Origin of the sequence: Xanthomonas campestris pv. phormiicola (genome assembly GCA_025666215.1) — a bacterium.
GTDB lineage: Bacteria > Pseudomonadota > Gammaproteobacteria > Xanthomonadales > Xanthomonadaceae > Xanthomonas_A > Xanthomonas_A campestris_A.
The window spans coordinates 4,068,376-4,081,339 of record CP102593.1 but is presented as its reverse complement, the minus strand read 5'-3'; the positions used below and the strand labels follow the sequence as shown (position 1 = coordinate 4,081,339).

At 64.8% G+C, this 12,964-nt stretch carries 8 protein-coding genes and 1 tRNA gene; all 9 read left to right on the top strand.

All coding sequences use genetic code 11. From position 1 onward, the window contains the following. Nucleotides 1-5 precede the first annotated feature (5 nt). Nucleotides 6-81: transfer RNA gene (locus NRY95_17115), tRNA-Trp, on the top strand. A gap of 50 nt (nucleotides 82-131) precedes the next feature. Then, nucleotides 132-545, top strand: a complete 414-nt coding sequence (gene secE, locus NRY95_17110; protein UYC15419.1) for a preprotein translocase subunit SecE — start codon at nucleotides 132-134, stop codon at nucleotides 543-545. A 13-nt stretch (nucleotides 546-558) separates the two neighbouring features. Beyond that, a complete protein-coding gene (gene nusG / locus NRY95_17105) occupies nucleotides 559-1,116 on the top strand; it encodes a transcription termination/antitermination protein NusG (protein ID UYC15418.1) in 558 nt (185 codons plus the stop codon). A 200-nt stretch (nucleotides 1,117-1,316) separates the two neighbouring features. Continuing rightward, nucleotides 1,317-1,745, top strand: a complete 429-nt coding sequence (gene rplK, locus NRY95_17100) for a 50S ribosomal protein L11 (GenBank protein ID UYC15417.1) — start codon at nucleotides 1,317-1,319, stop codon at nucleotides 1,743-1,745. 3 nt (nucleotides 1,746-1,748) lie between these two features. Continuing rightward, the gene (gene rplA / locus NRY95_17095; protein ID UYC15416.1) at nucleotides 1,749-2,447 is read left to right on the top strand and encodes a 50S ribosomal protein L1; all 699 of its coding nucleotides are present in this window, start codon (nucleotides 1,749-1,751) and stop codon (nucleotides 2,445-2,447) included. Nucleotides 2,448-2,935: 488 nt separating this feature from the next. Further along, a complete protein-coding gene (rplJ, locus tag NRY95_17090) occupies nucleotides 2,936-3,475 on the top strand; it encodes a 50S ribosomal protein L10 (GenBank protein UYC15415.1) in 540 nt (179 codons plus the stop codon). Between the two features lie 64 nt (nucleotides 3,476-3,539). After that, nucleotides 3,540-3,911 carry a 50S ribosomal protein L7/L12 gene (gene rplL, locus NRY95_17085; GenBank protein ID UYC15414.1) on the top strand — a complete coding sequence of 124 codons (372 nt, stop codon included), beginning with the start codon at nucleotides 3,540-3,542 and terminating at the stop codon, nucleotides 3,909-3,911. 298 nt (nucleotides 3,912-4,209) lie between these two features. Further along, a complete protein-coding gene (gene rpoB / locus NRY95_17080) occupies nucleotides 4,210-8,361 on the top strand; it encodes a DNA-directed RNA polymerase subunit beta (GenBank protein UYC15413.1) in 4,152 nt (1,383 codons plus the stop codon). A 161-nt stretch (nucleotides 8,362-8,522) separates the two neighbouring features. Next, the gene (rpoC, locus tag NRY95_17075; GenBank protein ID UYC15412.1) at nucleotides 8,523-12,743 is read left to right on the top strand and encodes a DNA-directed RNA polymerase subunit beta'; all 4,221 of its coding nucleotides are present in this window, start codon (nucleotides 8,523-8,525) and stop codon (nucleotides 12,741-12,743) included. The last annotated feature ends 221 nt before the right edge of the window (nucleotides 12,744-12,964 follow it).

Below are 12,964 nucleotides of genomic sequence, written 5' to 3'. Positions count from 1 at the left end.
ACTACACGCCAGTAGCTCAATTGGCAGAGCAGCGGTCTCCAAAACCGCAGGTTGGGGGTTCGAGTCCCTCCTGGCGTGCCAATCTGCCGCTCCCTATCCAGTGACCTTGGTCGCATAGCCGCAAGAGTCGGATGAACAGCAAGATCGAGCATTCCAAAGGCACCGCCGTTTCCTCGGGTGGCGATATCGTCAAGTATGTCATCGCTGCCTTGCTGGTGGTCGCGGGCCTGTTTGTCTGGTTCTGGTTCGGCGAGTCGAGTCGTGCGACGCAGTTGGGGAGCTGGTCCGGTCCGTTGCGTGGCCTGGCCGTCATCGTCGGCCTAGTGGCCGCCGGCGCGGTCTTCTTGCTGACCGCCAAGGGGCGCGAGTCCCGCGAGTTCGTCTCCGAGTCCCGGTTCGAACTGCGCAAGGTGGTGTGGCCGACCCGTCAGGAAGCGATCCGCACCACCTGGGTCGTGATCGTGGTGGTGATCATTCTGAGTCTGCTGCTGGGCGGGTTCGATTTCCTGATCCAGAAGCTGATGCAGTGGTTCGTGAGTCGTTGAGGAGAATGCAGCAGTGAAGCGTTGGTATGTCGTTCACGCCTATTCAGGCTTCGAGAAGTCCGTGGCCCAAGCGCTGCGCGACCGCATTGTGCGTGACGAGATGCAGGAGCGCTTCGGCGACGTGCTGGTGCCGACCGAGGAAGTGATCGAGATGCGCTCCGGCCAGAAGCGCCGGTCCGAGCGCAAGTTCTTCCCGGGCTACGTGCTGGTGCAGATCGAGACCCACGAGGAGGGCGGCATCCCGCGCATCGACAACGAAAGCTGGCACCTGGTCAAGGAAACCCCGAAGGTGATGGGGTTCATCGGCGGCACCGCCGATCGTCCGCTGCCGATCCGCGACGAAGAAGCCGATGCGATCCTGCAGCGCGTTCAGGATGGCGTGGAGAAGCCGCGTCCGAAGGTGCTGTTCGAGCCGGGCCAGATGGTCCGCGTCACCGATGGTCCGTTCAACGACTTCAACGGCGTGGTCGAGGAAGTGAACTACGAGAAGAGCCGCCTGCGCGTGGCGGTGCTGATCTTCGGCCGCTCCACCCCGGTGGAGCTGGAATTCGGCCAGGTCGAGAAGGCCTGAGCCCGCGCCGGCGCGGATGCGCCGGACGCCAGAATCTCTGCTATACTGCGCGGCTGGCTGTCCAGGCTTGTCGCCTGGCAGGACCGGAAGCCGCCGCGAGGCGGCTTTCTGCGCACTTCAAACGTGATGGCGGGACACGTGATTTTCCCGTCGCGATGGGGAGCCTGCGGTTTGGGCGCTAGCACCCGGAGACCACTGAAATGGCAAAGAAAGTAGTCGGTTACATCAAGCTGCAGGTGAAGGCCGGTCAGGCCAACCCCTCGCCGCCGGTCGGTCCTGCGCTGGGTCAGCGCGGCCTGAACATCATGGAATTCTGCAAGGCGTTCAATGCCGCCACGCAGAAGCTGGAGCCGGGCCTGCCCACTCCGGTCATCATCACGGCCTATTCGGACCGTACCTTCACCTTCATCACCAAGAGCACCCCTGCGAGCGTGCTGTTGAAGAAGGCTGCAGGCGTCACCTCCGGTTCCAAGCGCCCGAACACCGAAAAGGTGGGCAAGGTCACCCGCAAGCAGCTCGAAGAGATCGCCAAGGCGAAGGAAGCCGACCTGACTGCAGCCGAGCTGGAAGCGGCGGTGCGTACGATTGCGGGTTCCGCCCGCAGCATGGGCCTGACGGTGGAGGGTTAAGCGATGGCACAGACCAAGCGACAGAAAGCGATCCGTGCTGCCGTGCAGCCGGGCAAGGCGTATTCGATCGACGAAGCGCTGAAGATCATCAAGTCCACCAGCAAGGCCAAGTTCGTCGAAGCCGTCGACGTGGCCGTGCGCCTGGGCGTGGATGCCAAGAAGTCCGACCAGCAGGTGCGCGGTTCCACCGTGCTGCCGGCCGGTACCGGCAAGAGCGTGCGCGTGGCGGTGTTCGCCCCGGCCGGCGCCAAGGCTGACGAAGCCCTGGCCGCTGGCGCCGAAGCCGTCGGCATGGACGACCTGGCCGAGAAGATGCAGGCCGGCGACCTGAACTACGACGTGGTCATCGCCACCCCGGACGCGATGCGCGTCGTCGGCAAGTTGGGCACGCTGCTGGGCCCGCGCGGCCTGATGCCGAACCCGAAGGTCGGCACCGTGTCGGCCAATCCGGCCGAAGCGGTGAAGAACGCCAAGTCGGGTCAGGTGCGCTACCGCACCGACAAGGCCGGCATCATCCACTGCACCATCGGCAAGGCCAGCTTCGAAGACGACGCGCTGAAGAACAATCTGCAGGCGCTGTTGATGGACCTGGTCAAGGCCAAGCCGGCGACCTCGAAGGGCACCTACCTGCAGAAGATCTCGGTGAGCTCGACCATGGGTCCGGGCGTCACCGTCGATCAGGCGTCGCTGTCCCTGAAGTAATCGCAACACGGCGGCGCTCCGCGAGGCGCGCCGCCGGTTCCACCCTTTTGAAGGCGTCGCCGAGGGGCAACCCGGAGCGAAGCCGTCAAAGACCGCAGGCGCGGTCGGCGCATACCGACGACGGGCACGGAAGCTCGATATGGCAAGGAGTCGCCGTCGGTACAGCGGGATCGCTTAATCCAGTCCCCTCGGGGACGGGCCGGCGTAGATGGTGCCGCCTTTCTGGAGTTTTTCTGGTTCAGGCCAGTTCGGGATTTCCCGAGCGCGCTCACTCCAGGTCTGGAACGGCCACCAACTGGGATGCCATTCGGCGTCCCCGGCATCCAGGATGGAGGCCGCCCAGGACCGCACGCGGCAGGAGCCGCAAGCGGAGTTTGTTTGAAGCAGGGATTCGCGATTTGAGATTGGGGATTGGCAAGGGCGGCGTTGTCGCTCCTGACGAATCCCGAATCACCAATCCCAACTCTCTGCTTTAACGGAGGAGTGCAATGGCTCTCAATCTGTCCCAGAAGCAAGAAGTCGTCGCCGAACTGGCAGACGTTGCCGCGAAGGCTCACTCCTTGGTTGCTGCCGAGTACGCCGGCATCACGGTCGCCCAGCTGACCGCGATGCGCAAGAAGGCGCGCGAAACCGGTGTGTACTTGCGTGTTGTCAAGAACACCCTGGCCGCGCGTGCCGTTGCCGGTACCGAATACGAGTGCGTCCAGGACGCGCTGGTCGGTCCGCTGCTGTATGCGTTCTCGACGGAAGAACCCGGCGCTGCCGGTCGTCTGATCAAGGAATTCGCCAAGGGTAACGACAAGCTGCAGACCAAGGTCGTGTCGATGGGTGGCCAGCTGTATCCGGCCGCTCACCTCGAGGTGTTGGCATCGCTGCCGACCCGCGAGCAGGCGCTGGCCATGCTGGCACGCGTCCTCGCCGAGCCGGCGAGCATGTTTGCACGCGCGGTCAAGGCAGTGGGCGACAAGCTCGGTGGTGGCGAAGAAGCCCCCGCCGCAGCGGAAGAAGCCCCGGCCGAAACGGCTTAAGTTCGCGACACCTGAAACGGTTCACTAGAACCTCATCCAGAAAAAAATTCCAAAGGTAATCACAATGTCCCTGTCTAACGAACAGATCGTCGACGCAATCGCCGAAAAGACCCTCATGGAAGTGATGGAGCTGGTCAAGGCCATCGAAGAGAAGTTTGGCGTTTCCGCCGCCGCCCCGGTCGCCGCTGCCGGCCCGGCCGCTGCTGCCGCCCCGGTCGAAGAGCAGACCGAGTTCAACGTCATCCTGAAGGCTGTCGGCGAGAAGAAGGTCGAAGTCATCAAGGCCGTCCGCGCCATCACTGGCCTGGGCCTGAAGGAAGCGAAGGACCTCGTCGAAGGTGCTCCGCAGACCGTCAAGGAAGCCGTGTCGAAGGAAGATTCCGAGAAGTTCAAGAAGGATCTCGAGGCCGCCGGCGCGACCGTCGAAATCAAGTAATCGGCATCTTGCATCGCCAGCGTGTCAGGTGATGCATCGAAGGCTGGGGACGCAAGTCCCCGGCCTTTGGCCGTTTCAGGCGGGAATCGGGAATAGGGAATGGAGAATCGGAAAAGCCGCGTTGCGTGCGCTTCACGATTCCCGTTTCTCCATTCCCGATTCCCTGCCTTACCGAGTTGGTAGTTGGAAGTAGCAAGAGAAGGCGTGCTGGTGCCGGCAATACCAGCGACTTCCAACTGACAATTTATGTTCACTCAGGGCCGCGGACGCGCGGCCCGCACAGCCAAGGTGATACCTCATGACGTCTTATTCGTTCACCGAAAAGAAGCGTATCCGCAAGGATTTCGGCAAGCAGCGCTCGATCCTCGAAGTGCCGTTCCTGCTGGCGATCCAGGTGGATTCCTACCGCGAGTTCCTGCAGGAGAACACCGACCCGAACAAGCGTTCGGACCACGGCCTGCACGCGGCCCTGAAATCGGTGTTCCCGATCTCCAGCTACAGCGGCAACGCGGCGCTGGAGTACGTCGGCTACAAGCTGGGCGACCCGGTGTTCGACGAGCGCGAGTGCCGCCAGCGCGGCATGAGCTACGGCGCCCCGCTGCGCGTGACCGTGCGCCTGGTGATCTACGACCGCGAGTCCTCGACCAAGGCCATCAAGTACGTGAAGGAGCAGGAGGTCTACCTCGGCGAGATCCCGCTGATGACCGACAACGGCACCTTCATCGTCAACGGTACCGAGCGCGTCATCGTCTCGCAGCTGCACCGTTCGCCGGGCGTGTTCTTCGATCACGACCGCGGCAAGACCCACAGCTCGGGCAAGCTGCTGTACAGCGCCCGCATCATTCCGTACCGCGGCTCCTGGCTGGACTTCGAGTTCGACCCGAAGGACGCGCTGTTCACCCGTATCGACCGCCGCCGCAAGCTGCCGGTGTCGATCCTGCTGCGCGCGCTCGGTTATTCGAACGAAGAGATGCTGGCCGAGTTCTTCGAGATCAACACCTTCCACATCGACCCCAAGGAGGGCGTGCAGCTGGAGCTGGTGCCCGAGCGCCTGCGCGGCGAGACGCTGAACTTCGACCTGGCCGATGGCGACAAGGTCATCGTCGAGGCCGGCAAGCGCATCACCGCGCGCCATGTCAAGCAGCTCGAAGCCGCCGGCGTCGCCGCGCTGGCCGTGCCTGACGAGTACCTGGTCGGCCGCATCCTGTCGCACGACGTGGTCGATGCTTCGACCGGCGAACTGCTGGCCAGCGCCAACGACGAGATCAGCGAAGACCAGCTGACCGCGTTCCGCAAGGCCGGCGTCGACGCCGTGGGCACGCTGTGGGTCAACGATCTGGACCGTGGTCCGTACCTGTCCAACACCCTGCGCATCGATCCGACCAAGACCCAGCTGGAAGCGCTGGTCGAGATCTACCGCATGATGCGTCCCGGCGAGCCGCCGACCAAGGACGCCGCGCAGAACCTGTTCCACAACCTGTTCTTCACCTTCGAGCGCTACGACCTGTCCACGGTCGGCCGCATGAAGTTCAACCGCCGTGTCGGCCGCAAGGAAGTCACCGGCGAGTCGGTGCTGTACGACAGGAAGTACTTCGGCGAGCGCAACGACGAAGAGTCCAAGCGCCTGGTCGCCGAGCACGCAGACAGCTCCGACATCCTCGAAGTGATCAAGGTCCTGACCGAGATCCGCAACGGCCGCGGCGTGGTCGACGACATCGATCACCTGGGCAACCGCCGCGTGCGGTCGGTCGGCGAGATGGCCGAGAACGTGTTCCGCGTGGGCCTGGTCCGCGTCGAGCGTGCGGTCAAGGAGCGCCTGTCGATGGCCGAGTCCGAAGGCCTGACCCCGCAGGAACTGATCAACGCCAAGCCGGTGGCCGCCGCGATCAAGGAGTTCTTCGGCTCCTCGCAGCTGTCCCAGTTCATGGACCAGAACAACCCGCTGTCGGAAGTGACGCACAAGCGCCGCGTCTCCGCGCTGGGCCCGGGCGGCCTGACCCGCGAGCGCGCCGGCTTCGAAGTGCGCGACGTGCATCCGACCCACTACGGCCGCGTCTGCACCATCGAAACGCCGGAAGGCCCGAACATCGGCCTGATCAACTCGCTGGCGGTGTATGCCCGCACCAACCAGTACGGCTTCCTGGAGACGCCGTACCGGAAGGTCGTGGACGGCCAGATCACCGACGACGTCGAGTACCTGTCGGCGATCGAGGAGAACGAGTACGTGATCGCGCAGGCCAATGCGCTGCACGATTCCAAGAGCCGCCTGACCGAGCAGTTCGTGCCGTGCCGCTACCAGGGCGAGTCGCTGCTGAAGCCGCCGGCCGAAGTGCACTTCATGGACGTGTCGCCGATGCAGACCGTGTCCATCGCGGCGGCGCTGGTGCCGTTCCTGGAGCACGATGACGCCAACCGCGCACTGATGGGCGCGAACATGCAGCGCCAGGCCGTGCCGACGCTGCGTGCGCAGAAGCCGCTGGTCGGTACCGGCATCGAGCGCGCGGTGGCGCGCGACTCGGGCGTGACCGTGAACGCGCGCCGTGGCGGCGTGATCGAGCAGATCGACGCCGGCCGCATCGTGGTCAAGGTCAACGAGGAAGAGATCGGCGGCGGCACCGATGCCGGCGTGGACATCTACAACCTGATCAAGTACACGCGTTCCAACCAGAACACCTGCATCAACCAGCGTCCGCTGGTCAATGTGGGCGACGTGATCGCGCGCGGCGACGTGCTGGCCGACGGTCCCTCGACCGACATCGGCGAGCTGGCCCTGGGCCAGAACATGCTGATCGCGTTCATGCCGTGGAACGGCTACAACTTCGAAGACTCCATCCTGCTCTCCGAGCGCGTGGTGGAAGAGGATCGCTACACCACGATCCACATCGAAGAGCTGACCTGCGTGGCGCGCGACACCAAGCTGGGGCCGGAGGAAATCTCCGCCGATATCCCGAACGTGTCCGAGCAGGCGCTGAACCGCCTGGACGAGTCGGGCGTGGTGTACATCGGCGCCGAAGTGCGCGCCGGCGACATCATGGTCGGCAAGGTCACGCCGAAGGGCGAGAGCCAGCTGACCCCCGAAGAGAAGCTGCTGCGCGCGATCTTCGGCGAGAAGGCCTCGGACGTGAAGGACAGCTCGCTGCGCGTGCCGCCGGGCATGGACGGCACCGTCATCGACGTGCAGGTGTTCACCCGCGACGGCATCGAGAAGGACAAGCGCGCCCGCCAGATCGAGGAAAACGAGATCAAGCGGGTCAAGAAGGACTTCGACGACCAGTTCCGCATCCTGGAAAGCGCGATCTATGCGCGCCTGCGCACCCAGCTGATCGGCAAGGTCGCCAACGGCGGTCCGAACCTGAAGAAGGGCGACACCATCACCGATGCGTACCTGGACGGGCTGAAGAAGTCCGACTGGTTCGCGCTGCGGATGAAGGACGAGGAGCCGTCGGACGCGATCGAGCGCGCGCAGAAGCAGATCCAGGCACACGAGAAGGAATTCGAGCGTCGCTTCGCCGACAAGCGCGGCAAGATCACCGCCGGCGACGACTTGGCTCCGGGCGTGCTGAAGATGGTCAAGGTGTTCCTGGCGGTGAAGCGCCGCATCCAGCCCGGCGACAAGATGGCCGGTCGCCACGGCAACAAGGGTGTCGTGTCGATGATCCAGCCGATCGAGGACATGCCGTACATGGCCAACGGCGAAACCGTGGACATCGTGCTGAACCCGCTCGGCGTGCCGTCGCGCATGAACATCGGCCAGGTGCTGGAAGTGCATCTGGGCTGGGCCGCCAAGGGCCTGGGTCGCAAGATCCAGAACATGCTCGAGGCCCAGGCCAAGGTCGCCGACCTGCGCAAGTTCCTGACCCAGATCTACAACCACGACCAGAAGCTGGGCGAGGACCGTGTGGACCTGGATCAGTTCAGCGACGCCGAGCTGCTGGCCCTGTCGAAGAACCTGACCGACGGCGTGCCGATGGCCACCCCGGTGTTCGACGGCGCCACCGAAGCGGAGATCAAGCACATGCTCGAGCTCGCCGACCTGCCGATCAGCGGCCAGACCCAGCTGTACGACGGCCGCACCGGCGAGGCGTTCGACCGCCACACCACGGTCGGCTACATGCACATGCTGAAGCTGAACCACCTGGTCGACGACAAGATGCACGCGCGCTCCACCGGTCCGTACTCGCTCGTCACCCAGCAGCCGCTGGGCGGCAAGGCGCAGTTCGGCGGCCAGCGCTTCGGCGAAATGGAAGTCTGGGCGCTGGAAGCCTACGGCGCGGCCTACACCCTGCAGGAAATGCTGACGGTGAAGTCCGACGACGTGCAGGGCCGCAACCAGATGTACAAGAACATCGTCGACGGCGAGCACGAGATGGTCGCGGGCATGCCGGAATCCTTCAACGTCCTGGTGAAGGAAATCCGCTCGCTGGCCATCAACATGGAATTGGAAGACTGATCGTGTCGGGACTCGGGTACCGGGACTCGGGACTCGGAAAAGCGAGAAGCGCCAGCGCTCTTGCTTTCCGAGTCCCGAGTCCCGAGTCCCGAGTCCCGAGTCCCGCAAACAGCCTCTAGCCCCGTCCTCGATACGAAATTCCTCCGACCCGGAGATACCCAATGAAAGACCTGCTCAACCTCTTCAACCAGCAGCGCCAGACGCTGGACTTCGACGCGATCAAGATCGCGTTGGCCTCGCCGGACCTGATCCGCTCGTGGTCCTTCGGCGAAGTGAAGAAGCCGGAAACGATCAACTACCGTACCTTCAAGCCCGAGCGCGACGGCCTGTTCTGCGCCGCCATCTTCGGCCCGATCAAGGACTACGAGTGCCTGTGCGGCAAGTACAAGCGCATGAAGCACCGTGGCGTGGTCTGCGAGAAGTGCGGCACCGAAGTGACCCTGGCCAAGGTGCGCCGCGAGCGCATGGGCCATATCGACCTGGCCTCGCCGGTCGCGCACATCTGGTTCCTGAAGTCGCTGCCGTCGCGCATCGGCCTGATGCTGGACATGACCCTGCGCGACATCGAGCGCGTGCTGTACTTCGAAGCCTACGTGGTGACCGAGCCGGGCCTGACCGCCCTGGAGCGCCGCCAGCTGCTGACCGAAGAGCAGTTCCTGACCGCGCGCCAGGAGCACGGCGACGACTTCGACGCCGCGATGGGCGCCGAGGCGGTGTACGAGCTGCTGCGCACGATCGACCTGCAGTCGGAAATGACCCGCCTGCGCGAAGAGATCGCCGGCACCGGCTCGGAAACCAAGCTCAAGCGTCTGACCAAGCGCATCAAGCTGGTCGAAGCCTTCCTCGAGTCGGGCAACCGTCCGGAGTGGATGGTGATGACCGTGCTGCCGGTGCTGCCGCCGGATCTGCGTCCGCTGGTGCCGCTGGACGGCGGCCGCTTCGCGACCTCCGACCTGAACGACCTGTACCGCCGCGTCATCAACCGCAACAACCGCCTGCGCCGCCTGCTCGAGCTCAATGCGCCGGACATCATCGTGCGCAACGAAAAGCGCATGCTGCAGGAATCGGTGGATGCGCTGCTGGACAACGGCCGCCGCGGCCGTGCCATCACCGGCACGAACAAGAGGCCTTTGAAGTCGCTGGCCGACATGATCAAGGGCAAGCAGGGCCGGTTCCGCCAGAACCTGCTCGGCAAGCGCGTGGACTACTCCGGCCGTTCGGTCATCGTGGTCGGCCCGACCCTGCGCCTGCACGAGTGCGGCCTGCCGAAGAAGATGGCGCTGGAGCTGTTCAAGCCGTTCGTGTTCGCCAAGCTGCAGCGTCGCGGCCTGGCCACCACCATCAAGGCCGCCAAGAAGCTGGTCGAGCGCGAAGAAGCCGAAGTCTGGGACATCCTGGAAGAGGTCATCCGCGAGCATCCGGTGCTGCTGAACCGCGCGCCGACCCTGCACCGCCTGGGCATCCAGGCGTTCGAGCCGGTGCTGATCGAAGGCAAGGCGATCCAGTTGCATCCGCTGGTGTGTACCGCGTTCAACGCCGACTTCGACGGCGACCAGATGGCCGTGCACGTGCCGCTGTCGCTGGAAGCGCAGCTGGAAGCGCGCGCGCTGATGATGTCCACCAACAACATCCTGTCGCCGGCCAACGGCGAGCCGATCATCGTGCCGTCGCAGGACGTGGTGCTGGGCCTGTACTACATGAGCCGCGCCCTGGAGAACAAGAAGGGCGAGGGCATGGTGTTCGCCAACATCGCCGAAGTGAAGCGCGCCTACGACAACCGCGTGGTCGAACTGCACGCCAAGGTCAAGGTCCGCATCACCGAGACGGTGATCGACGAGGACGGCAGCCGCAGCAAGAAGACCTCGATCGTGGACACCACGATCGGGCGCGCGCTGCTGGCCGAAATCCTGCCGGAAGGCCTGCCGTTCGCGCTGGCCAACACCGAGCTGACCAAGAAGAACATCAGCCGCCTGATCAACTCCAGCTACCGCCAGCTGGGCCTGAAGGACAGCGTCGTGTTCGCCGACAAGCTGATGTACACCGGCTTCGCCTACGCGACCCGCGCCGGCGTGTCGATCGGCATCGACGACATGCTGATCCCGTCGGAGAAGAAGGGCATCCTCGGCGAAGCCGAGCAGGAAGTGCTGGAAATCCAGGAGCAGTACCAGTCCGGTCTGGTCACCGCCGGCGAGCGCTACAACAAGGTCGTGGACATCTGGTCGCGTACCAACGAGCGCATCGCCAAGGCGATGATGGACACCATCGGTACCGAGAAGGTCACCAATGCCAAGGGCGAGATCATCGACCAGAAGTCGATGAACTCCCTGTACATCATGGCCGACTCCGGCGCGCGTGGTAGCCAGGCGCAGATCCGCCAGCTGGCCGGTATGCGCGGCCTGATGGCGCGTCCGGACGGCTCGATCATCGAGACCCCGATCAAGGCCAACTTCCGCGAAGGCCTGAACGTGCAGGAGTACTTCAACTCCACCCACGGCGCGCGCAAGGGTCTGGCCGATACCGCGCTGAAGACCGCCAACTCGGGTTACCTGACCCGGCGTCTGGTCGACGTGGCGCAGGACGTGGTCATCACCGAGCCCGATTGCGGCACCAGCGACGGCCTGACCATGACCCCGATCGTGGAAGGCGGCGACGTGGTCGAGCCGTTGAAGGATCGCGTGCTCGGCCGCGTGGTGGCCGAGGACGTGTTCCTGCCGGGCAACGACGAGGATCCGATCGTCACCCGCAACACGCTGCTCGACGAGCAGTGGGTGGCCAAGCTGGAAGAGGCCGGCGTGCAGACGCTGAAGGTGCGCTCCACGATCACCTGCGAATCCTCGTTCGGCGTGTGCGCCCGCTGCTACGGCCGCGACCTGGCGCGCGGCCACCTGGTCAACATCGGCGAAGCGGTCGGCGTCATCGCCGCGCAGTCGATCGGCGAGCCGGGTACCCAGCTGACCATGCGGACCTTCCACATCGGCGGCGCGGCCTCGCGTGCGGCGGCGGTGGACAACATCACGGTCAAGACCACCGGTTCGATCAAGTTCAACAACCTCAAGTCGGTCGAGCACGCCAACGGTTCGCTGGTGGCGGTGTCGCGTTCGGGCGAACTGTCGGTGCTCGACGGCCACGGCCGCGAGCGCGAGCGCTACAAGCTGGCCTACGGCGCCACGATCACCGCGAAGGACGGTGACGCGGTCAAGGCCGGCCAGTCGGTCGCCAACTGGGATCCGCATAACCACCCGATCGTGTCGGAAGTGGCCGGTTTCATCCGCTTCATCGACTTCATCGACGGCGTCACCGTCATCGAGAAGACCGACGATCTGACCGGCCTGGCCTCGCGCGAGATCACCGATCCGAAGCGTCGCGGCACCCAGGCCAAGGACCTGCGCCCGATCGTGCGCATCGTCGACGGCAAGGGCAACGACCTGACCATCCCGGGCACCGACCTGCCGGCGCAGTACCTGCTGCCGCCGCGCTCGATCGTCAACCTGCAGGACGGTGCGGCGGTGGGCGTGGGCGACGTGGTCGCCAAGATCCCGCAGGAAGCGTCCAAGACCCGCGACATCACCGGTGGTCTGCCGCGCGTGGCCGATCTGTTCGAAGCGCGCAAGCCGAAGGATCCTGCGATCCTGGCCGAGCGCTCGGGCATCATCAGCTTCGGCAAGGACACCAAGGGCAAGCAGCGCCTGATCATCAAGGACACCGATGGTTCGGAACACGAAGAGCTGATCCCGAAGTATCGCCAGATCATCGTGTTCGAAGGCGAGCACGTGGCCAAGGGCGAGACCGTGGTCGACGGCGAGCCGAGCCCGCAGGACATCCTGCGCCTGCTCGGCGTGGAGCCGCTGGCCGCCTACCTGGTCAAGGAAATCCAGGACGTGTACCGCCTGCAGGGCGTGAAGATCAACGACAAGCACATCGAGGTCATCACCCGGCAGATGCTGCGCAAGGTCGAGATCACCGACCAGGGCAACAGCAAGTTCCTCAACGGCGAGCAGGCCGAGCGCCAGCGCGTCATCGAGGAAAATGCCCGCCTGGTGCCCCGCAACGAACTGCCGGCCAAGTACGACCCGGTGCTGCTGGGCATCACCAAGGCCTCGCTGGCCACCGAGTCGTTCATCTCGGCGGCGTCGTTCCAGGAGACCACCCGCGTCCTCACCGAGGCGGCGGTCCGCGGCACCAGCGATACGCTGCGCGGCCTGAAGGAAAACGTGATCGTCGGCCGCCTGATCCCGGCCGGCACCGGCCTGGCCTACCACAGCCTGCGCCGTCGCAACTCCAGCGGCCTGACCGAGTCGGAGATGCAGACCCTGTCCGGCGGCAACGCCGAGCCGGCGGTCGAAACGCCCGCTCCGGCGGCTGCCACCAGCAGCGAAGAGTAAGCCCGATCGGCCCCGTGCGCGGGGCCGGCCGTTCCAGGCGAAAGGGGGCGCAGCGGACGCGCCCCGTGTTCCGGTCCCGGATGGACCCGCAGGTTAAGTTTCCGTTGAGTTGACGGAGCTTTTACTTGCCCGCTATACTTTCCTGTCTCGGCAGGCCGTCCTTCGGCCTGCCTTCGTTTTCACGCATCCAGGCCCCACGGCCTCAATCAGAAGAATCCACT

Excerpts from the sequence above, each read along its gene's own strand:
- secE (UYC15419.1), top strand. The coding sequence starts at position 132 with ATGAACAGCAAGATCGAGCATTCCAAAGGCACCGCCGTTTCCTCGGGT.
- rplK (UYC15417.1), top strand. The coding sequence starts at position 1,317 with ATGGCAAAGAAAGTAGTCGGTTACATCAAGCTGCAGGTGAAGGCCGGT.
- rplA (UYC15416.1), top strand. The coding sequence starts at position 1,749 with ATGGCACAGACCAAGCGACAGAAAGCGATCCGTGCTGCCGTGCAGCCG.
- rplJ (UYC15415.1), top strand. The coding sequence starts at position 2,936 with ATGGCTCTCAATCTGTCCCAGAAGCAAGAAGTCGTCGCCGAACTGGCA.
- rplL (UYC15414.1), top strand. The coding sequence starts at position 3,540 with ATGTCCCTGTCTAACGAACAGATCGTCGACGCAATCGCCGAAAAGACC.
- rpoB (UYC15413.1), top strand. The coding sequence starts at position 4,210 with ATGACGTCTTATTCGTTCACCGAAAAGAAGCGTATCCGCAAGGATTTC.
- rpoC (UYC15412.1), top strand. The coding sequence starts at position 8,523 with ATGAAAGACCTGCTCAACCTCTTCAACCAGCAGCGCCAGACGCTGGAC.